Annotated in this window: 23 protein-coding genes; 13 read left to right on the top strand and 10 right to left on the bottom strand. The window is 70.7% G+C overall.

Annotated features, from left to right (window positions below; translation table 11 throughout):
- Positions 1-71: 71 nt before the first annotated feature.
- Together VLK66_RS18320 and VLK66_RS18315 are read left to right on the top strand one after the other, a co-directional pair.
- The gene (locus VLK66_RS18320; protein WP_325310910.1) at positions 72-1121 is read left to right on the top strand and encodes a nucleotidyltransferase domain-containing protein; all 1050 of its coding nucleotides are present in this window, start codon (positions 72-74) and stop codon (positions 1119-1121) included.
- Position 1122: 1 nt separating this feature from the next.
- Positions 1123-1839, top strand: coding sequence for a hypothetical protein (locus VLK66_RS18315; protein ID WP_325310909.1), 717 nt, complete (start codon positions 1123-1125; stop codon positions 1837-1839).
- Between the two features lie 113 nt (positions 1840-1952).
- Here VLK66_RS18315 and VLK66_RS18310 read toward each other — a convergent pair whose 3' ends face one another.
- The gene (locus tag VLK66_RS18310) at positions 1953-4625 is read right to left on the bottom strand and encodes a WD40/YVTN/BNR-like repeat-containing protein (protein ID WP_325310908.1); all 2673 of its coding nucleotides are present in this window, start codon (positions 4623-4625) and stop codon (positions 1953-1955) included.
- A 214-nt stretch (positions 4626-4839) separates the two neighbouring features.
- Entirely contained in the window at positions 4840-5097 is a 258-nt protein-coding gene (locus VLK66_RS18305) for a hypothetical protein (protein ID WP_325310907.1), read from the bottom strand.
- A gap of 212 nt (positions 5098-5309) precedes the next feature.
- On the opposite strand from VLK66_RS18305, the gene VLK66_RS18300 reads away from it, so the two are divergent.
- The 7 genes from VLK66_RS18300 (at position 5310) to VLK66_RS18270 (ending at position 12457) form a co-directional block, all read left to right on the top strand.
- Positions 5310-5684: a hypothetical protein gene (locus tag VLK66_RS18300; RefSeq protein WP_325310906.1), complete on the top strand. Its 375-nt coding sequence runs from the start codon at positions 5310-5312 to the stop codon at positions 5682-5684.
- A 226-nt stretch (positions 5685-5910) separates the two neighbouring features.
- Entirely contained in the window at positions 5911-8472 is a 2562-nt protein-coding gene (locus VLK66_RS18295; protein WP_325310905.1) for a PIG-L family deacetylase, read from the top strand.
- Between the two features lie 100 nt (positions 8473-8572).
- Positions 8573-8971 carry a hypothetical protein gene (locus tag VLK66_RS18290; protein ID WP_325310904.1) on the top strand — a complete coding sequence of 133 codons (399 nt, stop codon included), beginning with the start codon at positions 8573-8575 and terminating at the stop codon, positions 8969-8971.
- Positions 8972-8997: 26 nt separating this feature from the next.
- Complete coding sequence (map, locus tag VLK66_RS18285; RefSeq protein ID WP_325310903.1) at positions 8998-9741, top strand: type I methionyl aminopeptidase; 744 nt, start codon at positions 8998-9000, stop codon at positions 9739-9741.
- A gap of 8 nt (positions 9742-9749) precedes the next feature.
- Complete coding sequence (locus tag VLK66_RS18280) at positions 9750-10094, top strand: hypothetical protein (RefSeq protein ID WP_325310902.1); 345 nt, start codon at positions 9750-9752, stop codon at positions 10092-10094.
- 31 nt (positions 10095-10125) lie between these two features.
- A complete protein-coding gene (locus VLK66_RS18275) occupies positions 10126-11166 on the top strand; it encodes an extracellular solute-binding protein (RefSeq protein ID WP_325310901.1) in 1041 nt (346 codons plus the stop codon).
- A gap of 223 nt (positions 11167-11389) precedes the next feature.
- Positions 11390-12457 carry an ABC transporter ATP-binding protein gene (locus VLK66_RS18270; protein WP_325310900.1) on the top strand — a complete coding sequence of 356 codons (1068 nt, stop codon included), beginning with the start codon at positions 11390-11392 and terminating at the stop codon, positions 12455-12457.
- A 247-nt stretch (positions 12458-12704) separates the two neighbouring features.
- On the opposite strand, the gene VLK66_RS18265 is transcribed toward VLK66_RS18270, so the two are convergent.
- The 3 genes from VLK66_RS18265 to VLK66_RS18255 form a co-directional block, all read right to left on the bottom strand.
- Positions 12705-12902: a hypothetical protein gene (locus VLK66_RS18265; protein WP_325310899.1), complete on the bottom strand. Its 198-nt coding sequence runs from the start codon at positions 12900-12902 to the stop codon at positions 12705-12707.
- 101 nt (positions 12903-13003) lie between these two features.
- Complete coding sequence (locus VLK66_RS18260; protein WP_325310898.1) at positions 13004-13285, bottom strand: hypothetical protein; 282 nt, start codon at positions 13283-13285, stop codon at positions 13004-13006.
- Positions 13286-13405: 120 nt separating this feature from the next.
- Complete coding sequence (locus tag VLK66_RS18255; RefSeq protein ID WP_325310897.1) at positions 13406-14224, bottom strand: alpha/beta fold hydrolase; 819 nt, start codon at positions 14222-14224, stop codon at positions 13406-13408.
- 273 nt (positions 14225-14497) lie between these two features.
- Between VLK66_RS18255 and queD the strand changes: the two genes are divergently transcribed.
- Positions 14498-14860 (top strand): 6-carboxytetrahydropterin synthase QueD, encoded by a 363-nt coding sequence (gene queD, locus VLK66_RS18250; protein ID WP_325310896.1) that lies wholly within the window; start codon positions 14498-14500, stop codon positions 14858-14860.
- Between the two features lie 402 nt (positions 14861-15262).
- On the opposite strand, the gene VLK66_RS18245 is transcribed toward queD, so the two are convergent.
- The 3 genes from VLK66_RS18245 to VLK66_RS18235 form a co-directional block, all read right to left on the bottom strand.
- The gene (locus tag VLK66_RS18245; protein ID WP_325310895.1) at positions 15263-16813 is read right to left on the bottom strand and encodes a PAS domain S-box protein; all 1551 of its coding nucleotides are present in this window, start codon (positions 16811-16813) and stop codon (positions 15263-15265) included.
- Positions 16814-17423: 610 nt separating this feature from the next.
- Positions 17424-18824 carry an NAD-dependent succinate-semialdehyde dehydrogenase gene (locus tag VLK66_RS18240; RefSeq protein ID WP_325310894.1) on the bottom strand — a complete coding sequence of 467 codons (1401 nt, stop codon included), beginning with the start codon at positions 18822-18824 and terminating at the stop codon, positions 17424-17426.
- Between the two features lie 134 nt (positions 18825-18958).
- Positions 18959-19432, bottom strand: coding sequence for a hotdog fold domain-containing protein (locus VLK66_RS18235; protein WP_325310893.1), 474 nt, complete (start codon positions 19430-19432; stop codon positions 18959-18961).
- 332 nt (positions 19433-19764) lie between these two features.
- Between VLK66_RS18235 and VLK66_RS18230 the strand changes: the two genes are divergently transcribed.
- Together VLK66_RS18230 and VLK66_RS18225 are read left to right on the top strand one after the other, a co-directional pair.
- Positions 19765-20439, top strand: a complete 675-nt coding sequence (locus VLK66_RS18230; protein WP_325310892.1) for a M23 family metallopeptidase — start codon at positions 19765-19767, stop codon at positions 20437-20439.
- A 454-nt stretch (positions 20440-20893) separates the two neighbouring features.
- Positions 20894-21073, top strand: coding sequence for a hypothetical protein (locus tag VLK66_RS18225; protein WP_325310891.1), 180 nt, complete (start codon positions 20894-20896; stop codon positions 21071-21073).
- On the opposite strand, the gene VLK66_RS18220 is transcribed toward VLK66_RS18225, so the two are convergent.
- Positions 21070-21519, bottom strand: coding sequence for a GNAT family N-acetyltransferase (locus VLK66_RS18220; RefSeq protein ID WP_325310890.1), 450 nt, complete (start codon positions 21517-21519; stop codon positions 21070-21072). The genes VLK66_RS18225 and VLK66_RS18220 overlap by 4 nt on opposite strands.
- A 129-nt stretch (positions 21520-21648) precedes the next feature.
- Between VLK66_RS18220 and VLK66_RS18215 the strand changes: the two genes are divergently transcribed.
- A complete protein-coding gene (locus VLK66_RS18215; RefSeq protein WP_325310889.1) occupies positions 21649-21912 on the top strand; it encodes a hypothetical protein in 264 nt (87 codons plus the stop codon).
- Between the two features lie 422 nt (positions 21913-22334).
- Here the strand turns inward: VLK66_RS18215 and VLK66_RS18210 are convergent, their stop codons facing one another.
- Positions 22335-24497, bottom strand: coding sequence for a TonB-dependent receptor (locus VLK66_RS18210; protein WP_325310888.1), 2163 nt, complete (start codon positions 24495-24497; stop codon positions 22335-22337).
- Between the last annotated feature and the right edge of the window lie 39 nt (positions 24498-24536).

The raw sequence follows: 24536 nt of genomic DNA, 5'->3' as shown, positions 1-24536 counted from the left end.
CCAGGACGATGATAGATTCTCACGATTCGATCCGCGATACGACCGTGAGCACCTGCTGAAAGGATGACCGGGTGAGCGAACTCCAGCGGCTCGGCGAAGAGCTGGGAGTCCGGTGGCCTGCGATCGAGGCCGCCCGATCGGCGTCGCGCCAGAAGCTGCAGGAGCTTCAGGAAGGTCTTTCCGATTTTACCAGCGACGATGCCAGCGTGGTCGTATTCGGCTCGCTCGCTCGTGGCGAATATACCTCCCGCAGTGATCTGGACTGGACGCTGCTCATCGACGGACAGACCTATCCCGAGCAGACCACTGCGGCCGAGGACATCGCAGCGTGGGTCGGGGAGCGGTTCCGCGGCCCGGGGCGCGAGGCGACGTTCGGCGGCATGGCCTTCAGCCACGAGCTCGTGAACCTGATCGGCGGGGGCGAAGACTCCAACCGCAATCTCACCCAGCGAATCCTGCTCCTGCTGGAATCCGTTCCCATCGGCCGAAGCGAGGCGTATACCCGGGTCATCCGCGCGCTGCTGGAGCGGTACATCGCGGAGGACCTGGGGTGGCGCCACTCCGGGGAGCAGCTGTACGTACCCCGCTTTCTCCAGAACGACATCGCGCGGTACTGGCGCACCGTGGCGGTCGATTTCGCGTACAAGCGCCGGCAACGCCAGGGTGAAGAGTGGGCGCTGAAGACGGTCAAGCTTCGCCTGTCGCGCAAGCTCACCTATGCTGCCGGGCTGGTGGCCTGCTTCCGCTGTTCCTTTCTGCGCGAGATGTACCCCGGCTTCGACGATCTGCCGCTCGATGAGCGGGCGCGGATCGCCGTGGACGAGATGCAATCATTCCTCGTGCAGTCGCCGCTCGACATCCTCGCCTGGGCGATGAACCGGTTCGGCCTCCACGAGCCGGCGAGGCGGCTTTTCGGCAGCTATGACCGGTTCCTGGCGATTCTCGATTCCGACGCTCGCGGCAGCCTTGCTGCAATGGATTTGGCCGACGCGCCCGGCAACGGCCTCTTCGAGGAGGCGAGGCGGCTGGGGCACGACTTCCAGGACGCGCTGAACGATCTCTTTCTCCCGGATGACCAGGGAGCGTTCCACAAGCTCACGCGCACCTACGGAGTGTTCTAGCATGGACGCTCCTGTCGGCTTTTCGACCGGCGCGCTGGCGCTCAGCGACTTTGCATCCGCTCTACGCTGGATGGAGGAGTATCCGCTTACAGCAGTGGAGCTGTCCGCATTGCGAATGGAAGAGCTGCCCGTGCTGGTGCGTGCGGTTCCGTCGCTCGGCCTGGGCCGGTATCGCTACGTCTCGGTGCATGCGCCGTCCCGTTTCTCGGCCACCGAGGAGCCTGCCGTCATTGCGCAGCTGCGCACGCTCACCGCTCGGGGTTGGCCTGTCGTGCTGCATCCCGATACCGCCCACGATCTGCATGCCTGGCGTGAGTTCGGCCCGCTCCTGCTGATCGAGAACATGGACAAGCGGAAGCCGGTCGGCCGCACCGCGGCCGAGCTGGATGTCATTTTCGAGAGCGTTCCGGACGCCCGGCTCTGCTTCGACATCGCGCATGCGCGCCAGGTCGACGGCACCATGGTGGAGGCATACCGCATTCTCACGCGCTTCGGGAACCGCATCGCCCAGATCCACATCAGCGAGGTGTCGTCGCGCAGCACGCACGAGCGGATCTCGCGGTATGCGGCTACGGCCTTCCGGTACGTTGCGCGGCTCGTCCCCGCGTCGGTTCCCGTCATCATCGAGTCGCGGGTCCCACCGGCAGCGATCGGGGCGGAGATCGAAGCCGCCAGGCGGGCACTGGAGCCGATTTCGGAGTTGCGGCGAAGCGCCTGACAGGAGTGCCTTCCGGCCGCAGGCGCCGCAGTTAAAAGAGGACGCGCAGGACGCGTGATCAATGCGTCCTGCGCGATTTTTTCAGCGATCACCGGCGATGCACCGCGACCTTCCTACCGCGTCTCGATCCCCGGCAGCACGTCGACGTGCACCTTCTGCGTTTCCCTGGCGCTGCCGTAGGTGAGGGTGACGGTGTAGTCGCCGGCGCGGACGAACTTCTGGCCCTCGCCGCCATATTCGTTCAGCAGGTCCTTGCTCATCTTCAGGTCCCAGCTGATGCGGTTGAGGCCGGGGACGCCCGGCGCGGTGATGTTGGCCACCGTGGCCCCCGCCGCGTCGGTGATCGCGATCTTCACCTCGTCGCCAGTCAGGCGGCGAATGTAGTAGGTGATGAGCGCGCCGGCGGGCGGGTTGGCGCCGCGGAACACGCCGTTGCCGCCGCTGTCCGCCCACCCCGGGAACTCCTCGAACGCACGCGCCGGGCGGATGGGAAAGAGCACCGCATCGCGCCCGCGCAGGGTGTCGCCCAGCATCTCCAGCCCACGGATGTCGTCGATGATGTACAGCGAGCGGCCGTGCGTGGCGGCGATCAGGTCCAGGTCGCGCGGGTGGATGAGGATGTCGTCTACCGCCACGGTCGGCAGGTCGCCGATCTTCCGCCACGTCCGCCCCCGGTCCAGCGAGCTCCAGAGCCCGAACTCCGTCCCCGCGAAAAGGAGGTTGGGGTTGTTCACGTCCTCGCGGATCACCTTCACCGGCCCGTCCGCAGGCAGGTTCCCGGCGATGCTCTCCCAGGTGCGCCCGCCGTCCGTGGTGCGGTAGGCGAACGGCGCGAACTTGCCGCTGCGGTGCGCGTCGACGGCGAGATAGGCCACTCGCGCGTCGAAGTGCCCCGCCTCCACGCGGCTGATCCACTCCCCGCGCACGGCCGCTGGAAGATTGCGGGTGAGGTCGGTCCAGTGGCCGCCCTCGTCCTCCGTCATCCACAGCTTCCCGTCGTCCGTCCCCGCCCACAGCACGCCGCGGCGCAGCGGGCTCTCGGCCAGGGTGTAGACCACGCCGTAGCTCTCGGCGCCGCTCCCGGTGGTCTGGATGCGGTCGAGGATCTGCGCGGAAAGGTCGGGCGAGATGGCGCGCCAGCTCTCGCCCTGGTCGGTCAGGCGGAAGACGCGGTTGCCGGCGAGGTAGGCCACGCCGGGCGTGTGGCGGCTCTGGATGAGCGGCGAGTCCCAGTGGAAGCGGAAGCCCATCTGCCCCTCGGCCGGCTCGGGGCGCAGGTCCTTCAGCGCGCCGCTGCGCAGGTCGAAGCGGTGGACGTACCCCTGCTGGCTCTCGGCGAACACGATCTGCGGGTTCTGCGCGTCGAAGAAGCAGTAGAAGCCGTCGCCGCCCTGCACGTTGGTCCAGTCGCTGTTGGCGATCCCCTCCTTGCTCAGGGTGGCGCTGGGGCCCACCCAGTTCAGGTTGTCCTGCAGCCCGCCGCAGATGCGGTACGGCCGGCCGCTGTCCACCTGGATGCGGTAGAACTCGCCCGCGGCGAAGCGGTTCATGAAGTCCCACCCCTCGCCCGCGTTGTAGCTCTGGTAGATGCCGCCGTCGGTGCCCAGCAGCAGCCGCTTCGTGTTGCGGGGGTCGATGGCCAGCGCGTGGTTGTCGCTGTGCACGTTCTTGAACCGGTCCTCGCGCCACGTCCGCCCGCCGTCCTCGGAGACGTGCAGCATGAAGCCGAGCACGTAGACCTTCCTGTCGTTCTCCGGGTCGACGCGAATCTGGGAGAAGTAGAAGGGACGGGGGTTCAGGTTGCTCATCCGCGTCCAGTGCTCGCCCGCGTCGTCGGAGCGGAAGACGCCCCCAGCCTTGCTGTGCACGTCGTCGATGTTGCTGGTCCCGCCCGCGTCGCTCTGCACGACGGCGTAGACGATGCGCGGGTCCTTCGCGTAGACGGAGAGCCCGATCCGCCCCGTTCCCGTGGGGAGCCCCGCGCTCAGCTTGCGCCAGGTGACGCCGCCGTCGGTGGACTTGAAGATGCCGCCCAAGTCGCGCCCGTCGGTGGCGTCCGGCCCCGCGGCGAACGACCACGGCGTGCGCCGCCGCGCGTACAGCGCCGCGTAGAGCACGTTGGGGTTCTTGGGGTCGATGGCGATGTCGCCGCAGCCGACGCGCGTGTCGTACGGCGCGGGGGCGGAGAGCGTCTTCCGCCACGTCGCGCCCGCGTCCGTCGTCCGGTAGCACCCGCGGTCGCTGGCGCTCCACACGTCGCCGGTGGCGGCCACCCACGCGGTGCGCGGATCGGTGGGGTGGACCACGACGCGGGCGATCATCCGCGTTCCCGCCAGGCCGGCCGGCTGCCACTTCTCCCCGCCGTCCGTCGAGCGGTAGACGCCGGCGCCCCAGCTCACGCTGTTGCGGTCGTTCGCCTCGCCGGTGCCGACCCACACCACCTTGGGATCGGAGGGGGAGACGGCGATGTCGCCGATGGACGCCACCTTCTCGTGCTCGAAGATGCCGGACCAGGTGGCGCCGTTGTCGGTGGTCTTCATCACCCCGCCGGTCCCCAGCCCCACGTAGAAGGTGAAGGGATCGCGGGGGTCGTACTCCACGTCCGACACGCGGCCGCCCATGATGGCGGGGCCGATGCTGCGCGCGCGGAGCGCCGGGGTCAGCAGCGTGGAGTCGAACGGCGCGCGGAAGGGCGGCAGCCCGCGGGGCTCGCCCTGGCGCTGCGCGTGCACGGGCGCCGCCAGCGCCGCTACGGCCGCAAGGGAAACGACGGTCCTCCGGATCATGGGGATTTCGGGAGTGGAGGTGGATTTTCGGCCCGGCGTGGTGGGCAGCCGCCGCGCGGGGATCACACGATAGTCTTGGCAAGGGATGGAATCAAATGGAAGTGCGTGAGTGCGTGAGTGCGTTGGTCCGGCTCGCAGGATCTGTTACCGGGCAGGAGACAAGCGCACTCCCGCACTTCCGCACTTCCGCACTTCCGCACTTCCGCACTTCGGTTCAATCGGTTCTTCCTTTGGCGATCTCCCGGAGCAGCTCCTCGTCCGAGAGCGAGTCCTCCCACCCGCCGGGGAGGTGCAGCTCGACGGATTTCGACGCGCCGCTGGGGGTGCACACCACGCGATAGCGCTCGCCCTCCACCTTCGCGGCGTCGCCCGCGTCGCCGGAAAGGCCGGCATACGCCTCTACGCAGGTCCATCGGATTCCCTCGTGATCGGTCACTTCGCGCGGCACGTGCATCTCCGTGTAAGGGTTCATTGGCCGCGCCGCTTCTCGCGAAATGCGGACCGCCGGGTAGATGGCGCCACCTCCGGCCCGCGGGCCGCGGACGTTCATCCGCATCACCTTCGCGCAAAATCAACAAGTAGACACTTGCTGGCGCGTGTTCGGGCCCATAAGCTACCCAGTGTGCTAAACTTGCAGGTTCACATGGTAAACGCCACGGGGCGTTTACGGACGGGCGGGCCTGAATGGCTTCGTCCGGCCGCAATCCGTCCATCGACGTGCTGCGCGACGCCGTCCGGCGCGCGCAGCAGGACGGCGTGTCGCTGGCGGCGCTGGGCGCCGCGATCGGGCTTTCGGCCGCCGGGGTGCTGAAGTTCCTCCGCGGCTCGGACCCGCGGCCCAGCACGGTCAAGAAGCTCCACACCTGGTACAGCTCGCGCCCGCCGCTGGAAGACGGGCCGCAGCTGGCCACGGTGCAGCCCACGTTCGACGGCTTCCTCCCCGGCCTTCCCGACGACGACCGCGCGGAGCTCCTGCGCGTCTTCCGCGACCACGCCGCCACCCTGTACCAGAAGCGCGGCACCGCGCCCGCCCGCTGGATCACCCAGCTCGCCGAGTAGCATCTTCATCCACCGATCTCCCCCGCCTCGCAGCCATCGGCCGCGGGGCGGTTCTGCATCCCCCCACACGATCTTCCGCGCGTCACCCCTCTTCGCGCGGGCTCCCGTCCCGCTGCTCGCCGTCCCTGTCCCCTGTAACCTGTCCCCTGTTCTCCAGAATTCGTTCACCCATGAAGCAACCCCCTTGTGCGGCGCCGGGGCAGCGCTCAAGCTTAGCCGCATGTTCATGAAACGAGTCGCAATCACGGGGATGCTGGCGCTGGCGCTGGTCCCCGCCGCGCCGCCCGCCCGGGCCCGCGCGCAGGACGGGATCGGCGAGTACCGCGGCGCGGCCGCGCTGGGGCTGGCGCTGCGGCGTCTGGGCACCACCAAGCGCGTGCTGATGATCGGCGCGCACCCCGACGACGAGGACACGCAGCTGCTGGCCGGCCTCGCGCTGGAGCAGGGCGCCGACGTGGCCTACCTCTCCCTCACCCGCGGCGAGGGCGGGCAGAACGGCATCGGGCCGGAGCTGCACGAGGCGCTGGGGCTGCTGCGCACCGAGGAGCTGCTGGCCGCGCGCCGCGTGGACGGCGCCACGCAGTTCTTCACCCGCGCGTACGACTTCGGGTTCAGCAAGAACGCCGACGAGGCCTTCCGCCACTGGCCGCGCGAGGAGGTGCTGCGCGACGTGGTGGGCGTCATCCGCCTCTGGCGCCCCGACGTGGTGATCGCCGTGTTCACCGGCACCCCGCGCGACGGCCACGGCCAGCACCAGGTCTCCGCCATCATCGCCCGGGAGGCGTTCGAGGTGGCGGGGGATTCGGCGCGCTTTCCCGAGCAGATCCGCGCCGGGCTCAGGCCCTTCCGCGCGGCGAAGTACTACCAGTCGCAGCGGGGAGACAGCACCGGCGCGACGGCCGCGATCGCGCTGGGGGGAATGGACCCGCTGATCGGCCGGTCGCCCTTCCAGCTGGCGATGGCCAGCCGCTCGCGCCACCGCTCGCAGGACATGGGGCGCCCGGAGCTGGCGGGGCCGCGCTTCGGCTACCTGCGCCGCATCGTTCCCGCCGGGCCGGCCGGGCGCGAGCGCTCGATCTGGGAGGGGATCGACACCACGCTGGCCGAGCGCGACGCGTCGCTGGCGCGCTACGACCGCGCGGTGGCCGAGGCGCGCACCGCCGCGAACGTGCTGCGGCCCGACGCGCTGGTGGAGCCGCTGGCCGCCGCGGTACGCGCGCTGGAGCCGCGGCAGGGCGGCGCGTCCGGGCTTCCCTTCACCGCCGACAACGAAGGGCGGCAGGCCGAGCAGGCGCTGGCGATGGCCGCGGGGCTGGAGCTGGACGCCGTGGCGGACGACGAGCGGATCGTTCCCGGGCAGGACTTCGCGCTGGAGGTGACGCTCTGGAACGGCGGCGCCCGCGCGGTCACCGTCTCCGCGCTGGAGCCGCGCCTCCCCGCGGGGTGGACGGCCACGGCGCAGGACCCGCTTCCCGGCGGCGAGGTGGCGCCGGGTGCGCTGGTCCGCCGCCGCTTCCGCGTGCGCGTGCCGACGGACGCATCGCCCACCATCCCCTACTTCCTGCGCCAGCCGCGCGACGGCGACTTCTACCGCTGGCCCGCGGACTGGTCGGTGGACGGCCGCCCGTTCGAGCCGGCACCGGTCCGCGCGTCCGCGATGGTGACGGTCGCCGGCGCGGGGGTGCCGCTGGAGCGCGAGGCCACCTTTCGCGCCGTGGACCTGCGCCAGGGCGAGCTCCGGCGCCCGGTCCTGGTCGTCCCCGCCGTCTCCGTGGCGCTGGAGCCGCAGACCAGCATCCTGCCGACGGGCGGCGCCGCGCGGCCCCTGCGCTACCGCGTGCGGCTGATGGGCGAGGCGCCACGGCCGGTGAGCGGCACGCTGCGCATCACCGTCCCCGCCGGGTGGCGCGCGGACGCGGACGGCACGCGCCTGACCCTCGCCGCGGGCGAGCCGCACGACGTGGAGGTGCGGGTGACGCCGCCGGCGGGGGTGCGGGCATCGTCCATCCCCGTCTCCGCCGCGTTCGTGGTGGACGGGGGCGAGCGCTACACGCGCGGGCTGCAGGTGGTGGACTATCCCCACATCCGCGCGCGGCCGCTGTACCACGACGCGGCGTCGACGGTGCGCGCGTTCGACGTGCGGGTGCCGGCGGGGCTGAAGGTGGCGTACGTGGAGGGCGCGGGCGAGGAGGGGCCGGGGATCCTGGGCCAGCTCGGCATCACCCCCAGCGTGCTGACGGCGGACTCGCTCGCGGGGGCGGACCTGTCGAAGTACGACGTGATCGTCACCGGCATCCGCGCGTACGAGGTGCGGGCAGATCTGGCGGCCAACAACGCGCGGCTGCTGGAGTACGTGCGCCGCGGCGGCACGCTGATCGTGCAGTACAACAAGTACGAGCTGGTGCAGGGGCACTTCACCCCCTTTCCCATCACCCTGGCCAACCCGCACGACCGCGTGACCGACGAGGCCGCGCCGGTGCGGGTGCTGCAGCCGGCGAGCCCCGTCTTCACCACGCCCAACCGCATCGGCGCGGCGGACTGGGAGGGATGGGTACAGGAGCGCGGCCTCTACTTCGCGCACACCTGGGACCCCGCGTACACGCCGCTGCTGGAGATGAACGACCCGGGCGAGGCGCCCATGCGCGGCTCGCTGCTGATCGCGAAGTACGGGCAGGGGACGTACGTCTACACCGGCCTCGCCTTCTTCCGCCAGCTTCCCGAGGGCGTTCCCGGCGCGTGGCGGCTGTTCGCGAACTTGCTGGCGCTGGGGGCGAAGCCGGGACGGTAGAAGTGCGTGAGTGCGTGAGTGCGTGAGTACGGAAGTACGGAACTGCAGGGGGGGATGAAGGCATCTTCGTACCCGTGAACCCGGGGGAACGATGCGGCGGATGGCGATGGTGATCGGGGCGATGCTGCTCGCCGCGGCGTGCGGTGGCGGCGGCGGAGCGGCGGACGAGGGGGCGGCGGGCGCGGAGGATACGACGCGAGCGGCGGCCGGATCGGCCGCGGCGCGGACGGAGGGTGGGGCGGCGGCGCAGCCGGAGGGCACGCGGACCAGCTGCGGAGGCGGCGGGGACAGCACGCGCGCCGCCTGCCTGGCGTTCGATACGCTGATGAAGCTTGGCCATCCGCCGCGCACGCTGCACCTGGTGCAGCGCGGCGGCACGTTCTGCGTGCACACCATGCCCGGCCGCCGCCCCACCGCGCGCGGCGAGTCCGTCGTGGAGGTCGCCGCCGGCCGCGTCACCCGCGTCTCGCTCGCCGACACCGCCGGGTGTGGGCAGTAGATAGCGAGCCGCCGAGGAGAACCGACATGTCGATCGAGAACGCGAAGGACCTGGAGGGGATGCGGCGCGCGGGGCGGATCGTGCGCATCTGCATCGAGCGGATGAAGCGCGCGGTGCGGCCGGGGGTGACCACCGCGGAGCTGGACCGCATCGGCGGCGAGGCGCTGCGCGAGTACGGCGCGCGCTCGGCACCCAAGCTGGTGTACGGCTTCCCGGCGGACATGCTCATCAGCGTGAACGACCAGGCGGTGCACGGCATTCCCGGCGCGCGCCGGCTGGTGGAGGGCGATCTGGTAAAGCTGGACGTGACGGTGGAGAAGGACGGCTACATGGCCGACGCCGCCATCACCGTTCCCGTCGGCCGCGTGCCGGAGCGCCGCCGCGCGCTGGTGGCCGCGGCGAAGGGCGCCTTCGAGAAAGCGATGGAAGTCGCCACCGTGGGCAACCGCGTCTGCGACATCGGCCGCGCGGTGGAGACCGAGGTGCGGCGCCGCGGCTTCAACGTGGTGCGCGAGCTGGCCGGCCACGGCATCGGGCGCACCATCCACGAGCCGCCCAGCGTGCCCAACCACTACGACGGCCGCATGCGCCAGCCGCTCACCGAGGGGCTGGTGATCGCCGTGGAGCCCATCGTCACCGAGCGCTCGGGGCGCACCGTGGAGGACGCCGACGGGTGGACCGTGCGCACGGAGGACGGCGGGTTCGCCGCGCACTACGAGCACACCATCGTCATCACCCGCGGCAAGCCGATCCTGCTCACGGCGGCCTGACGGTAGCGATGCCGCCGCGGACGCTGTTCGTCATCCTGGTCGCTCTCGCCGCCGCGATCGCCCTCGCGCGGTGGCTGGCGGCGCGGCGCGGCCGGCCGAAGCGCGTGCACCACGACGACCCGCTGCAGCAGATCGACGCGGACTTTCCGCCCGAGCACCGCGCGGAGGCGAAGGCGCTGATCGAGTCGATCGCCGCGCATGCGAAGCCGGACGACCGGGCGATCATCTGGCGGCGCACGGTGGACGCGGCGCGCGGCGACATCGGCAAGCTGCGGCGGAGCACCCCCAGGGCCATCGCCGCGCTGGACCGAATCTACCGTCTCCTGGGCGACGGCCACTCCACCGAGACGTGAGTCTTTGGCTACACCAATCATCTACGGACGAATGCGGACCATCTCCCGACCCTCGGCGCCGCTCGCTCTCATCGCCCTGCTCGCCTCGTGCGGGGGCGGCGACCAGCGCGAGGTGCTGACCATCTACTCGACCCACGGGCGGGAGATGCAGCAGGCGTTCGAGAAGCGCTACGAGGGGCTGCACCCCGGCGTGGACGTGCAGGTGCTGGACATGGGCTCGCAGGAGGTGCTGGACCGCCTGCGCAGCGAGCGCGCGAACCCGCAGGCCGACGTCTGGTGGGGCGCCCCGGCGCAGACCTTCGAGGACGCCGTGCGCGACTCGCTGCTGGAGCGCTCGGCGCCGACGTGGGCCGGCGCGGTCGGCGCGGACGCCAAGTCGAGGGACGGCTTCTGGTACGGCACGTATCTCACCCCCGAGGTCATCGCCTGGAACAGCGCCGCCGTCCCGGCCGCGGATGCGCCGAAGGACTGGGACCAGGTGCTGGACCCGCGGTGGAAGGGGAAGGTGCTGATCCGTGACCCCATGGCCAGCGGGACGATGCGCGCCATCTTCGGGATGGTGATCCAGCGCGGGATCCGCGCGGGGCGCGACACGGCGGCGGGGTTCGACTGGCTGCGCCGGCTGGACGCGCAGACCAAGGAGTACACGCTGAACCCCACGCTGCTGTACCAGAAGCTGGCACGGCAGGAGGGGCTGATCACGCTGTGGGACCAGCCGGACATCGACGCGCTGAAGGCCAAGGGCAACGCTTTCCCGATCGACTACGTGCTCCCCGCGAGCGGCACGCCGGTGCTGGTGGACGGCGTCGCGGTAGTGCGCGGGACGAAGCACCAGCAGGCGGCGCGCGATTTCGTGGAGTGGATCGGCGGCGCGGGCGTGGTCCCCGCCGCGCGCGAGTTCTTCCGCCTCCCCGCCCGCACCGACGTCCCCGACGACTCGCTGCCACCCAGCCTGCGCACGGTGAAGGCGAACCTCCACCCCGAGCCGATGGACTGGGCCCAGTTCCAGGCCAAGTCGCCCGAGTGGATGCGCTGGTGGGACGAGCACGTGCGCGGAAAGGGCGGGCGGTGAGGAGAATGGCGCCGCAAGAAACGGTGGCTGAAGCCCCGGCTACAACCAGAGGAAGCCTGCAGCGCGGGCTGGTATCCATGCGGCACGGGATTGGGCGCGCACTCGCGGTTCCGCAGTTGAAGCCTCGCGCAGTTTGCGAGGCTTTCCGTAGTTGTTGCTGCGGCTTCAGCCGCCGGTGGGGTGGTGAGGGATCGCTCTCCGGATCTTCCGTGGCGGGGGGCCGATGCTGACGCTCGAATCCCTCACCCGGCGCTTCGGAGAGACGGTGGCGGTCGACGACGTCTCGCTCGAGGTGGAGCAGGGCGAGTTCCTTACGCTGCTGGGACCCAGCGGGTGCGGGAAGACGACCACGCTGCGGATGATCGCCGGGTTCGAGATCCCGACCAGCGGGCGTGTGGTGATCGCCGGGCGCGAGGTGACGGGGCTGAAGCCGCAGAAGCGCGACGTGGGAATGGTCTTCCAGAACTACGCGCTGTTCCCGCACATGAACGTGTGGGACAACGTGGAGTTCGGCCTCCGCTCGCGCGGCGTGTCGCGCGCCGACGCCAGGCCCAGGGTGGAGCGCGCGCTGGCGCTGGTGGAGATGGAGGGATACGGGAAGCGGAAGGTGCAGGCGCTCTCCGGCGGCCAGCAGCAGCGGGTCGCGCTGGCCCGCGCGCTGGCGCCCGAGCCGCCGCTGCTGCTGCTGGACGAGCCGCTCTCCAACCTCGACGCCGCGCTGCGCGAGCGCACCCGCGACGAGCTGCGCGCGCTGCTGAAGCGCCTGGGGATGACCGCCGTCTTCGTCACGCACGACCAGGAAGAGGCGTTCGCGCTCTCCGACCGCATCGCGGTGATGAGCCGCGGCGTGCTGCAGCAGCTCGGCACCCCGGAGGCGCTCTACGCATCCCCCGCGAACGCGTTCGTCGCCGCATTCCTTGGCCGGGCCAACTTCCTCCCCGCCACGGTCGAAGGCGCGGAGGGCGGAGTCCTCGCCTGCCGCCTGGCCGCGGGCCCGGTGTGGCGCGCGCGCGCGGCGGACGGGTTCGAGGCACGGCCGGGCGCGGAGGTGCGGGTGATGGTTCGCCCGGAAGCGCTCCGCATCACCCGTGGCGCATCGGACGATGGACTGCGCGGGCGCGTGCTCGATCGACGGTTCGCGGGCGCGCTCTCCTTCTACCGCATCGCCGTGGACGGCGGCCCCGAGCTGCTGGCGCCGGGCGCGGGCGAAGCGGCCGCCGCGGGTGACGAAGTCAGCATCGCCCCCGCGCCCGGCGCCGCGATCCTCGCGTTCGCGCCCGAAGGCGGCTGAGACCGAGTTCGGGGATCGATCGTGCGATCCGTCAGCGCACGTGCGACCTCGCCTGTAGATCCTTCGGCCTGCAACCGTTCGTGCGGAGGCAGCGACGGTGTGACCCGCCTCAGGAGGACGTCATCTCTGTGCGTTTGCAATCATAGGTGATTGTCAGATCCGGTATTTCCCGAGGGAGAGATGAATCGGCCGCGCGGGGATGCTGTCCCGGCGCGGCCGATCTTCATCTACCGGCAACCCGATTCCGCTACTGGCAGGGGCCGAAGCAGCTGGGGTCCTGCTGGGTCAGGCAGAGGCACGCCGGGGAGCCGCTGCAGCTGGTGCCGTATCCCGTGCAATCGAACGTCCCTTCCCGCGCAGCCACCGTCCCGCGCTGCCGCTCCTCGTTCGCGATGGCGAACGACTCCACGCGCAGGCCGCCCACGTCGAGTTGGATCTTCCGCATTCTTCAACTCCCGTCCTGATTGTGAACCGGCAGTGCATCACCCGTGACCAGCCACGGATGACGAGAGAATAGAAGGCAGAGGCAGCCTTCCTCCGGGCGGATCAGCCGCACCAGCCCGGGCTGGGGCAGGTATCGGAGAGCTGCGGGCACGTGACGGTGCAGCCGCCGGTTCCCGGGCACGCCGCGCCCGATCCGCAGTTGTAGCACGTCCGGTCGTTGCAGGTGGGCTCGCAGGTGCACGACAGCTGCCAGGTGTCGCCCTCGTGGCAGAGCTCGTAGTAGGCGCTCAGGTACCCGCGGACCGTTCCGGCATCTCCCGGCGCCTTCGACGGCTCGAACGACTCGACCGTGAGCGCTTCGATCTCCAGCTTCAGCTTCCGCATCTTCATCTCCCGTAAAGTGGATGAGTGGGGTGGGTCCGGAATGGCGCGCGGAGGTGGTCAGCCGGGCCGCGCGGCCGGCGAGCGGAGGCGCCGCGGCCCCCGCGGGAGTTCAGACGTGCGTCACGGCAGCGTGTCCACCAGCAGCCGCAGCACGCCGTCGGGGTTGTCGGTGTTGATCCAGTGTCCGCCGGGGAGGAGATGCAGGAACACACGGCCGGTCGCCTGCGCCGCCGCCTCCACCCGCGCGGCGGATTCGGCGTCCAGCGTGTCGGAGCGGCTGGCCTTCACCACGTGGATCTCCACGCCGGCGGGCGGGTTCTCGATCGCCCCCCACAGGTCGGTGCGGAAGAAGTCGCGCAGCATCTCCTCCATCGCGTCCAGGTCGATGCGCCAGACGTAGCGGCCGTCGCGCGGCTCCAGGTTGATGGCCATCCACTGCGCCACCCCCTCGTTGTAGTCGCACGCCACCAGCCGCTCCACCAGCTCGGATCGCGAGTCGAAGTCGCGCGGGAGCGAGCGCACCGACTCCAGCATCTCCCACGCGGTCCCCTCTGGCGCGCGGACGGCGGGGGTGCTGTCCATCACCCACACCTGGCGCAGCTCGGAGCCGTGGTGGAGCGCGTAGGTGAGCGCCACTTTGCCGCCGAACGAGTGCCCCAGCACCGCGGCCGCGTGGAGATCCAGGTGCTCCACCAGCCGGTCCACGTCCGCGGCGCTGGCGGCGATGGTGTGCGGCCCGGCGAAGCCGCGCGACTGTCCGTGGTTGCGCAGGTCGACCAGCACCGCGCCCCACTCCGGCCGCGCGTCCGCCAGCCGCCGCGCGATGGAGCCCCAGTTCCGCCCCGCGCCGTAGATGCCGTGCAGCACCAGCAGCCACCGCTCCGGCTCGCGCCCCGCCGCCACCACGCGCGTGTGCGCGAGAATCGGGTTCTCCGCCATTTTGCTCTACCGCCGCCCTGACCGTGAGATGAGTTGAGGAACGAACGTAGCGCGAAGGAGGCGCAGAGGGCTAGGGAGGTGGGCGATCGATCCTGTTTACCTTCGACAGGCCTTGGAGCGCGTGGGTGATGCAGTTGAAGCCTCGCGCTGTTTGCGAGGCGCCGCGCCTCCAGCCGCCTTCGGGTGCCATAGCGGGCGATTGTTGGCTTTCCGCCGGGGGGATATCTTCTCCGCTCGTTCCTTTTCGATGCGGACAGCGGTGGAAGGCGGGGGATGGAGATCTTCAAGGAGTTCGGGTTCGAGGCGGCGCACCGGCTGCCGAACGTGCCGGAGGGGCACAAGTGCGCGCGGCTGCACGGCCACTCGTTCCGCGTGGAGGTGCACGTGCGCGGCGACCTCGACCCGCGGCTGGGTTGGGTGATGGACTTCGCCGACGTGAAGGCCGCGGTGAAGCCCATCATCCATCAGCTGGACCACTACTACCTGAACGAGATCGAGGGGCTGGAGAACCCGACCAGCGAGGTGCTGGCGCGCTGGCTATGGACGCGGATCCGCCCCGCGCTCCCCGGCCTCGTCCGCATCGTAGTCCGCGAAACCTGCACCTCCGGCTGCACCTACCAGGGCGAAGACGAATAAGCGCGCGAGCCATCGGCCGCGCGCTACGCTTCATGTGCCTCTGCTCTACGGTTTCCGGAGAAAGATCGGCGCATCGGACCCACTCACGTGCTGCCGCGCCCACAGATCCTTCGGCCTGCAAAGTGTTGTGCGGGTGAGAGTTGCGGTGCGGACGGCCTCAGGATGACGTCGGGGTGCGGTGCAGATTCAGAAGCTGATCTACAGAATGGTGTAATCCCCCCACGGCTGTACCGCCGCGATCGCAGTGCATCACCCCGATACCCGACCGGCAGTCCCGAAGGGACTTTGTGCAGTTGTAGCCGGTGAATTCATTCACCGTCCGCGTAGCCAGCGCACTCCCGCACTCACGCACTGCCGCACTTCAGTTCCATACTCCCGTACTTTCGTACTCCCCGTACTTCCCTACCCCGGCAGCCGCACCGTGAACGTGCTCCCCTCGCCGGGGGCGGAGCGCGCCTCGATGTCGCCGCCCAGCAGCTGTGCCAGCCGCCGCGCGATGGCGAGCCCCAGGCCGGTGCCCCCCGCGCGGCGGACCAGCGGGTGCTCCGCCTGCCAGAACGGCTCCCAGATGCGCTCCAGATGGTCGGCGTGGATGCCGATTCCCGTGTCGGCGATGGTGACGGCCACGCTGCCGGAGTCGCGGTGCGCCTTCGCGGTCACCGCGCCCGCCTCGGTGAACTTCACCGCGTTGCAGAGAAGGTGGCCCACGATCTGGCGCAGCCGCGCGGCGTCGGTGTCGGCCATGCAGTCGCCGTTCATCTCCACCGCCACCTCGATACCCCGCGCCGCGGCGTCGTGGCGCACCTCGCGCGCGGCCTCGCCCAGCAGCGCCTGCACGTCCACCGGCGCCAGGCGCACCGCCTCGCCGGAATCCATCCGCGCGTAGGAAAGCACGTCCTCGATCATCCCCAGCAGCTGTCGGGCGCCGGCGCGGATGCGGTCCAGGTGGCGCGCCTGCATCTCCGTCAGCGGCCCCGCCTCGCCATCGCGCAGCAGGTCGGCGAAGCCGGTGATCACGTTCAGCGGCGTCTTCAGCTCGTGCGTGACCACGGCCAGGAAGCTGCCCTTGGCCGCCGCCGCCGCCTCGGCCTCGGCGCGGGCGATGCGCTCGCGCAGGAGCAGCGTCTCGCGCTCGGCCTCGGCGCGCTTGCGCTGGGTGATGTCCTCGGCGATGCAGTACACGCCGATGATCTGCCCGTCCACCACGATGGGCAGCAGGCGCACGCTGACCTCCACCCGCGTGCCGCTGCAGTGCGTGAACACCGTTTCGGTGAACTGCGGCTCGCCGCGCGCCGCGGCGGCGAAGAACTCGCGCGCCGAGGCGCGGGCGCCGGGGTTCACCAGCGTCCAGAACGGCTCGCCCACCAGGTCGTCGGCCGCGTAGCCGGTGAGCGCCTCGGCCGCGGGGTTGGCGGTGCGTAGCCGCCCGTCCAGGTCGAACGAGCAGACGGCGTCGGGGTTGTTCTCGAAAAGCGAGCGGTAGCGCTGGCGGCTTTCCTCGTATCTCCGCGCCACTTCCCGCCGTTCGGTCAGGTCGCGCATCACCACGCCGTAGCCCACCATCCGCCCCTCGGCGTCGTGCACCGCGGTGAGGACCACGCTGGCCCACACGCGCGAGCCGTCGCGGCGGACGCGCCACGCCACCGCCTCGCACCGCCCCTGCGCCCCGGCGATGCGCAGGTCGCGCTCGGGCGCGCCGTCGCCCGCGTCTTCCGGCGGGTAGAGCACGGAGACGGGCTGGCCCACGATCTGGTCCTCGGCCCACAGCGTCATCCGCTCGGCGCCCTCGGTCCACGTGGCCACGCGGCCGTCGGGGCTCAGCATGAGAATGGCGTAGTCGGTGACGTTCTCCACCAGCAGCCGGTACAGCTCGTCGCGCGAGTGCAGGGGCGGAGGTGGGGTGGGATCGGGAAGGGAGGCGCGGCGGCGTTCGGGCATGATCGGGCGGGGCATTCACGGGGTCCGAACCGGGGGCGGGAGACAGAGTTACCGAAAACGGCCGCTCCGCGCCAGAGGGGGATGCGGGGATCGTGGCGCACGCCACCTGACGCACGCACCGCCGCCCAGACGGGGTGTCCCTTCGTCTGGCACTTATCCCAAATACGGGCATTCAGTTCGTGCATCCTCGCCGCATCAACCCGACGTCATCCTGAGGCCGGCCACACCGTAACCAGTGTCTACACGACAGGTTGCAGGCCGAAGGATCTATCGCCGCCGCAGCACGTGATTCGGCGAGGTGCACTGATTCTTCCGCCGGATCTGGTATGATATGATACCGAATTCGGCGATCGATCGTGCAATCCGGAAGCTCACGTGTGACCTCGCCTATAGATCCTTCGGCCTTCAACCGCTTGTGCGGAGGGCAACGACGGCGTGGCCGGCCTCAGGATGACGTCTCTCCGTGGCGTTTGTAATGCACAGATGATTGCCAGATCCGGTATGAATCCCGCTAAAAGACGGCTTCACGCAGGCGCAGAGAAGCGGAGAAACAGCGAATCCTCGTCCGCTCCTCCACTTCTCTGCGGATCCAATCTTTTCGGTGTTCAATCCACGATGCTGACCTCTACTCCGCCGCCGGGTGCTCGTCCGGGCCCTCGTCCTCCATCCACACGCTCTTGATGTTCATGAACTCGCGCATCCCGATGCTGCCCAGCTCGCGCCCGTAGCCGCTCTCCTTCACGCCGCCGAAGGGGAGGCGCGGGTCGGAGGCGACCATCGCGTTCACGAACGTCATCCCCGCCTCCAGCTCGTCCACGAAGCGCCGCGCCTCGGCCTCGTCGCGCGTCCACACGCTGCTGCCCAGGCCGAAGTCGCTGTCGTTGGCCAGGGAGATGGCCTCGTCGGCGTCCTTCGCGCGGAAGAGGAGGGCGACGGGGCCGAACACCTCCTCGCGGTACGCCGGCGCGTCCTCGGGGATCTCGGCCAGGATGGTGGGGGGATAGAACCATCCCGGCCCCTCGATCCGCTCGCCGCCGGTGAGCACCTTCGCGCCCCTGGCGGCCGACTCGCGCACCTGCCGCTCCACGTCGTCGCGCGTGCTCTCCATCGCCAGCGGCCCGACGTCGGTATCGTCCGCCATGGGATCGCCCACCTTCTGCGCCCGCATCGCGCGGACGAAGCGCTCGGTGAACGCGTCGTAGACGTCGGCGTGCACGATGAAGCGCTTGGCGGCGATGCAGCTCTGGCCGTTGTTGATGCACCGCGCCTTCGCCGCCGTCTCCGCCGCCAAGTCCAGGTCGGCGCTGGGAAGGACGATGAAGGGATCGCTCCCGCCCAGCTCCAGCACCGTCTTCTTGAGATTCTTCCCGGCGCGCTCGGCCACGCTGCTCCCCGCGGGCGTGCTCCCGGTGAGCGTGGCCGCCCTCACGCGCGGGTCGTCGAGCACGCCCGCGACCGCGTCCGAGCCGATCAGCAGCGTCTGGAACACGCCCTCGGGAAAGCCCGCGCGACGGAAGATGTCCTCGATGGCCAGCGCGCAGCGGGGGACGTTGGAGGCGTGCTTCAGCAGCCCCACGTTCCCCGCCACCAGCGCGGGCGCGGCGAAGCGGAAGACCTGCCAGAACGGGAAGTTCCACGGCATCACCGCCAGCACCGGACCGATGGGGAGATGGCGGACGTAGCTGCGCTTCGCCTTCGTCTCCACCTCCTCGTCGGCCAGAAAGCGCGCGCCGTTCTCGGCATAGTAGCGGCACGCCCACGCGCACTTCTCCGCCTCGGCGATCGCCGACTTCAGCGTCTTCCCCATCTCCATCGTCATGATGCGGGCGAACTTCTCCTTCTCGCCCGCCAGGATCTCGCCGGCCGCGGCCATCTTCGCGGTACGATCGGCGATGGAGGTGCGGCGGTGCGCGCGGAACGCCTCGCCGGCCAGCGCCAGCTTCCGCTCGACCTGCTCCGGCGTGAGCTTCTCCAGCTTCGTCGGCTGTTCCTCGCCCGTGGCGGGGTTGATGGTGGTGATCGGCATCGTCTGCAGGGTGCGAGAGTGCGAAGGTGCGAGAGTGCGGGTCCGGGATGACGCAATCGCCGGGGGCGCGCATCCGCACCCGGCGATCCGGTGTCGACTCTGATGAGGTTCAGGCGTCGTGCGCGCCTGCGGCGCTACTTCCGCGGCCCCACCTTCCAGTGCGCGGTCGCCGTCGCTACCACGTCGCCGGCCTCGTCCTTGATGTCGGTGCGCACCTGCAGGTCGCGCTCCTCGTTGCTCTGCAGCACGGGCGCGGTGGCCTCGGCGGTGAGCGTGCCGCGCGCCTTCTTGTGGTACTCGATCGAGAGCCCCACCAGGATCGACCGCGCGTCCGCCGGCATGGCGAAGTTCAGCGACAGCCCGGTCGCCAGCTCGGCCAGGTTCATCAGCGCGATCGCGTGCACCGAGCGCAGGTGGTTGCGCACGCGGCGGCGGTCGCGGAGCGTGGCGCGCGCGTACCCGGGGCGCAGCTCCTCCACCGTGGCGCCGATGCTGCCGGTGTACGGCACCACGCGCCCCAGCAGCAGGCTGAAGATCTTCTTCCCGCCCGGCCGCCCGCTCCAGGTTTCCCACTGCTTGCGGATGATGCTCTCGGGGCTCGCTGCCATCGGTCTTCGCCGGCCGTCAGGGGGATGGGAATCAGGGAGATGCGGACGCGCCGGAGCATAGACGGCCGCGGGGCCATACGCCAGTCTCCCGCGCGCGCAATCCTGTTATCGATGCGGATCCGATGCGGTTCCCCGGGCGATGCGAACCATCATCCCGTCTCTGATGAACACCCGCCGAACCGCATCGCGGCGCCCTGACATTGCGCCCGTGCAATAACACCCTTGCGCGTCTCGCATCCGCAATCGCATGTTGTGCGCACGGATGCCCCCTCCGTTGCCGTTCCACCTTTCGGAAACACTGCACTTCCGTTCACCGCGGATGAGGAGGTCTTATGACTCCCCACCCCGGAAACGCGCGCGTTCGTGCGTCCACGAACGCCCTGATCGCGCGCGCTCCGAAGGCAGGCACGGCACTCCTTCCCCTGCTGCTGGCCGCATGCTTCGGCCACGGCTCTCCCGCCGAGCCCGCAGCGGCGCCGGCACCCACGCGCGAGGTGCGCTACGAGCGTCCGCCCGGGCGGCGGCCCGATGCATACGTGGCGCCGGGTGCATCGCTCGTCATCCCCGTGCAGGGCGTCCGCGCCGAGCAGCTGCGCGACAGCTATGAATCGGCGCGCACCGGGCACGTGCACCACGCCATCGACATCATGGCACCGGGCGGCACCCCCGTCATCGCGGCGGCGGACGGCACCATCCTGAAGCTGCGCACGGGCGGCAATGGCGGCATCACCATTTACCAGGTGGGGCCGGACGGGCGCACGCTGTACTACTACGCCCATCTCCAGCGCTATGCCGCCGGCCTCTGCGAGGGGATGTCCATCTGGCGCGGCCAGGTGATCGCCTACGTGGGCGACACGGGGAACGCCGGCGCGGGCAACTACCACCTGCACTTCTCCGTGGGCCACCTCACCGACCCGCGGCGCTGGTGGGAGAGCGAGAACACCAACCCGTTCCCGCTCCTGGCCGGCGACGCCGCGCGCCGCACCGCCGCCAGCGGGGGACGGTAGAGGAGTACGAAAGTACGAAAAGTACGGGAGTACGATACGGCCACGGCTCGCACCAAAGTTGACCGAGCGCCCTTCCACATCCTCGGAGGGGCGCTCGATCGTGTGAAATGGATCGGGGGTGACGAGCAGATTGGCCCGGTGCCCGCCTCCGCGCGCGAATGCCTCCCCGCGAGTCCGCGAAGGCGGACTTTGTGCAGTTGTTGCCGCGAATTCATTCGCCCGGCCAGCCCCCGCACGAGAACAGCCGTCGCCGCCGAGTGCACGCAAGCTGTTTCGTACTCTCGTACTTCCGTACTTTCGCACTCCCCGCAACGGAACCCTTGCCGCCGCGCCTCTGCGACGTGATCTTGCAGCAGCCGGCCGGGCGCGGAGTGGACGCGCCGCTCGGCCCGCAGGCGATAATCGCAGTCGCAGCTCACCCCCGAAGGCCCCCGTGGCACCCGGAGTTCCCCCCATGCTTCTCCTCCTCCCCGCCCTCCTCGCCATCAGCACCGGCATGGTGCTGGTGCTGGCCGACGACCGCGTCGGCAAGCGCGCCGCCCGCGGCCCCGAAGCCGGCGCCGCCATGGCCCGCATGCTGGGGATGATCCTGCTGGTCGGCGGCGGGCTGGCCTTCCTGGCCTGGACGCGCTAGCCCAGCTTCTTCACGTAGCGGAACCCCGTCCGCGCGTACCCCAGCCGCTCGTAGAACCGGTGCGCGCCCTCGCGCCGCACCGCCGTGGTGAGCCGCAGCGTCGCCGCGCTGCCATCGCGCGCCCATGCCTCGGCGGCGGCCATCAGCGCGGCGCCCGTCCCCCTCCCCCGCTCCTCCGGCGCCACCGACAATGCGACGACGCGCGGCTGCGGATCGTCGTCCACGATCGTCCAGCCCCACGCCAGCGCCGCCATCCCCACCACGCGCCCCTCCCGCTCGGCCACCAGCGTGCGGTACTCGTCGCGCCCGGCCAGGAGCGCCATCCGCCGCCGCATCGCCGCCTCGTCGCTCGGGTGGTCCATCGCCGTGGCGAGCATCGCCAGCGCGGGCGCGTCGTCCTCGCGAGCATCGCGGATCACCACGCGTCCATCGTCCTCCATCTCCATGGCAGTTGCCGTAAAGTGAATGGGGATCGGGAGATGGATCGCCCTCCATCTCCCTCCGCTGCCGGTGCGCGGGAACGATGTTTGCCGCCCCCCGACCATCCTTTCGAACCCGCAACCGGGAGGATGGAGATGGGCGGCAGGAAGATGGAGGGAGACGAGCAGCAGAAACAGGCCGACGCGCGCGAGGCCCGCGCGCACGGCAAGCTGCCGAGCGAGGTGGGCGCCACCACCGGCGCCAGCAAGCAGCACACCGATGCCGGGCCCGGCGCCACGCACCAGCAGCGGCTGGACCTGAAGCGCGAGGGGAAGGAGGACCAGAGCGACGCCCCCGAGGCCCGCCCCGGCAGCCGCGATCCCGACACCCTCGACCACGAGCGCCACCCGCGCATGTAACGCGGGTCTCACGGAAAGAAGCAGAGCAGCGGAGGCGTTCCCTCTGCTGCCCTGCTTCTTTGTTTCCGTCGATGAAAGATGTAAAGCGCTGGCGTCGTCCTGAGTCGTCCCCGCGCTGCGCACGTCCGGGGGAGGATGAAAAGGAGATCGGCCGTCTAGCGCCGATGCCGCGGAGTGAGCGGATCAGCCTCGCGCAGTTTGCGAGGCTTCCCGTAGTTGTTGCTGCGACTTCAGTCGCCGGTGAGGGGAGCCAGCCCGCGCACTTTTCGCGAAGCCAGATCCTTCGCCGGATCCCCTGCTGACGTGCTGGATGGCGATCGATCCTTCGGCCTGCAAGTGGCAGTGTAGAAACCGGTTGCGGTGAGGCCGGCCTCAGGATGACGTCTTCTTGAGGCTCAGTGCAAGCAGCAGATCTCGCTCGATCAGAACTTCCACTCGATGCCGAAGACGGGGAGGAGGGGGAGGGTGGCCACGGGGCGCGCCTCCTCGTCGCCCGGGTGGTAGCGGTAGAAAAGGGCGTCGCGGCGGTCCAGCGCGTTGATCACGCGCACGTAAGGCGTCAGCTGCGTCTCGCGGCTGGCGATGCGCGGGGTGAAGGTGCGCGACACCTGCCCGTCGATGCGCAGGAAGTCCTGCGGCGCGGTGCCGGGGATGGCGGAGCCCTCCTGCAATTCCACCGACGCGGGCGCCGTGATCGCCCCGTCCAGCCCGCCGGGGCTGGCGCCCACCGCGCTGTACGGCAGCCCCGAGCCGTAGGCCACCCGCACCTCCACCCGCCCGGGGCGCCCCTTCGCCGTCACCCCCGCGCTCAGCGTCTGCCGCCCGCTGAAGCGCGACGACACGCCGGCCGAATCGGGGCCGGACCAGTACCACGCCAGCGCGTACCCCATCCACCCGCTCACCGCCCCCTCGCCGCGGCGCACCCACACGTCCACCCCCGAGGCGTAGTTCCCCACCAGGTCGGGATCGGGAAGGTCCTGGAAGTGCTTCCAGTACCCCTCCAGCCCCAGCCGCAGCCCCGGCACCAGCTCCTGGTCCAGCGAGAGCGCCAGGTGGTTCGACGCGGCCACCACCGGCACGGTGGGAATCCCCAGCGAGTCGGCGACGTCGGTGGCGCCGTAGTCGAACGGCGGCCGGGTGCGCGCCAGCACCAGCTGGTGGTAGCGCCCGCCGGCCAGCGTGAGCGTGGCATGGCTCCCCATCAGCCAGGTGGCCGACATGCGGGGAGAGAAGGAGATGAACGGCCCCCCGGCGTACGTGTCGCCGCGCAGGCCGCCGCGCAGCACCCACTGGCGCCCGGCGCGCCACAGCCCGTCCACGTACCACCCGCCCACGGTGGCGAAGGTGTCGCGCTGGAACCAGAGGCGCTCTCCGTCGCGGCGGTCCAGCACGCGGTGGTGCGCCCACATGCGGTCGTAGGCGTAGCCGTACCCCAGGCGCACGCCGCCCGGGAGCTCGCGGTTGAAGTCCAGCGCCAGCCGGGCGCGCGACAGGTGCGACTTCAGCACCCAGCGGTCGGCCGCGTTGGGCAGCCACGCGTCGAAGTCCGACATGGCCACCGTCAGCTCGCCGTCGGCGCCGGTGATGGGGCCGCGCAGCCGCAGCGAGCCCGCGTCGTTGCTCCAGCGCAGGAAGTTGTCGCGCCAGGGGGTGGTGTCGATGCGCACCCCCTCGGCGTTGGCGAACCCCATCACCGAGAGCGAGGCGCCGCGCCCCAGCCCCACGTCCAGCCGCGCCAAGCCGTCGTTGTAGGCGTAGGGGAAAGGCTGCCCCTCGAGCCGTGCCAGCGTGGCGCCGTGCACGCCGCGGGCGGCCAGCAGCAGCGCGGCGCCCTTCCACAGCGGCCCCTCGGCCTGGCCGCGCACGGCGACGAGGTCCGCCGCGGCGCCGCCGGACCAGCGGTCGCGCGCGGGGGCGCGGGTGGCCAGGTCCAGCACGTAGCTCACCCCGCCGTCGTAGCGCGCCGGGGCACCGCCCAGGTACAGCCGCGCGGAGGAAAGGAGGCCGGGCTCGAACGACTCGATCAGCCCGCCCATGTGGAAGGGCGCGTACACCGGCGCGCCGTCCAGCAGCACCAGCTTCAGGTTGGCCGCCGAGCCGCGCACCAGCAGCACGTCGCCCCCGGTCCCCCCGCCGCCCGACGAGCCGTGCGGCGGGTCCATCCCCGTTCCCGGCCCCTCCAGCGCGGGAAAGTCGGTGAGGGCGGCCTCGCCGCGCGGAGCGGGGTCGGTCTCCGCCCCGCTCTGGCCCGCGCCCACCGCCGAGACGGCGTCCAGCATCAGCGGTCGGTGGCGGAGCGACACGTCCACCACCACCTCGCCGCGCGCGGGAATGACCACGCGCACCTCGAAGGGCTCGTGGTCCAGCGAGTGCACGCGCACGGTCTGCGGCCCGGCGGCCACGTGGGCCAGCCGGTAGGTGCCGGAGCTGTCGGTAAGGGTGTGGCCGCCGGCCGAGACTTCCACCACGGCCGAGGGGAGGGGGGCCCCGCTGGGGTCGCTTTCCACCGTACCGCGAATGCCGCCCCAGGACGTATCCGGGGCGGCGGCGGTCAGGATGAGGAAAGCGGCGAGCGGAGCCAGCATGATGAGCGTCGTCCTGCGTGGACGGGGGAAGAGGGAGCG

Source organism: Longimicrobium sp. (genome assembly GCF_035474595.1).
In the GTDB taxonomy this organism is placed as follows: domain Bacteria; phylum Gemmatimonadota; class Gemmatimonadetes; order Longimicrobiales; family Longimicrobiaceae; genus Longimicrobium.
The sequence above is the reverse complement of the archived record's forward strand: the minus strand, read 5'-3'. Positions and strand labels throughout refer to the sequence as shown.

What these genes read in the sequence shown, in the direction of transcription:
- VLK66_RS18315 (WP_325310909.1), top strand. Translation starts at nt 1,123, where the DNA reads ATGGACGCTCCTGTCGGCTTTTCGACCGGCGCGCTGGCGCTCAGCGAC.
- VLK66_RS18310 (WP_325310908.1), bottom strand. Translation starts at nt 4,625, where the DNA reads ATGATCCGGAGGACCGTCGTTTCCCTTGCGGCCGTAGCGGCGCTGGCG.
- VLK66_RS18305 (WP_325310907.1), bottom strand. Translation starts at nt 5,097, where the DNA reads ATGAACCCTTACACGGAGATGCACGTGCCGCGCGAAGTGACCGATCAC.
- VLK66_RS18300 (WP_325310906.1), top strand. Translation starts at nt 5,310, where the DNA reads ATGGCTTCGTCCGGCCGCAATCCGTCCATCGACGTGCTGCGCGACGCC.
- VLK66_RS18295 (WP_325310905.1), top strand. Translation starts at nt 5,911, where the DNA reads ATGAAACGAGTCGCAATCACGGGGATGCTGGCGCTGGCGCTGGTCCCC.
- VLK66_RS18290 (WP_325310904.1), top strand. Translation starts at nt 8,573, where the DNA reads ATGGCGATGGTGATCGGGGCGATGCTGCTCGCCGCGGCGTGCGGTGGC.
- map (WP_325310903.1), top strand. Translation starts at nt 8,998, where the DNA reads ATGTCGATCGAGAACGCGAAGGACCTGGAGGGGATGCGGCGCGCGGGG.
- VLK66_RS18280 (WP_325310902.1), top strand. Translation starts at nt 9,750, where the DNA reads ATGCCGCCGCGGACGCTGTTCGTCATCCTGGTCGCTCTCGCCGCCGCG.
- VLK66_RS18275 (WP_325310901.1), top strand. Translation starts at nt 10,126, where the DNA reads ATGCGGACCATCTCCCGACCCTCGGCGCCGCTCGCTCTCATCGCCCTG.
- VLK66_RS18270 (WP_325310900.1), top strand. Translation starts at nt 11,390, where the DNA reads ATGCTGACGCTCGAATCCCTCACCCGGCGCTTCGGAGAGACGGTGGCG.
- VLK66_RS18265 (WP_325310899.1), bottom strand. Translation starts at nt 12,902, where the DNA reads ATGCGGAAGATCCAACTCGACGTGGGCGGCCTGCGCGTGGAGTCGTTC.
- VLK66_RS18260 (WP_325310898.1), bottom strand. Translation starts at nt 13,285, where the DNA reads ATGCGGAAGCTGAAGCTGGAGATCGAAGCGCTCACGGTCGAGTCGTTC.
- VLK66_RS18255 (WP_325310897.1), bottom strand. Translation starts at nt 14,224, where the DNA reads ATGGCGGAGAACCCGATTCTCGCGCACACGCGCGTGGTGGCGGCGGGG.
- queD (WP_325310896.1), top strand. Translation starts at nt 14,498, where the DNA reads ATGGAGATCTTCAAGGAGTTCGGGTTCGAGGCGGCGCACCGGCTGCCG.
- VLK66_RS18245 (WP_325310895.1), bottom strand. Translation starts at nt 16,813, where the DNA reads ATGCCCCGCCCGATCATGCCCGAACGCCGCCGCGCCTCCCTTCCCGAT.
- VLK66_RS18240 (WP_325310894.1), bottom strand. Translation starts at nt 18,824, where the DNA reads ATGCCGATCACCACCATCAACCCCGCCACGGGCGAGGAACAGCCGACG.
- VLK66_RS18235 (WP_325310893.1), bottom strand. Translation starts at nt 19,432, where the DNA reads ATGGCAGCGAGCCCCGAGAGCATCATCCGCAAGCAGTGGGAAACCTGG.
- VLK66_RS18230 (WP_325310892.1), top strand. Translation starts at nt 19,765, where the DNA reads ATGACTCCCCACCCCGGAAACGCGCGCGTTCGTGCGTCCACGAACGCC.
- VLK66_RS18225 (WP_325310891.1), top strand. Translation starts at nt 20,894, where the DNA reads ATGCTTCTCCTCCTCCCCGCCCTCCTCGCCATCAGCACCGGCATGGTG.
- VLK66_RS18220 (WP_325310890.1), bottom strand. Translation starts at nt 21,519, where the DNA reads ATGGAGATGGAGGACGATGGACGCGTGGTGATCCGCGATGCTCGCGAG.
- VLK66_RS18215 (WP_325310889.1), top strand. Translation starts at nt 21,649, where the DNA reads ATGGGCGGCAGGAAGATGGAGGGAGACGAGCAGCAGAAACAGGCCGAC.
- VLK66_RS18210 (WP_325310888.1), bottom strand. Translation starts at nt 24,497, where the DNA reads ATGCTGGCTCCGCTCGCCGCTTTCCTCATCCTGACCGCCGCCGCCCCG.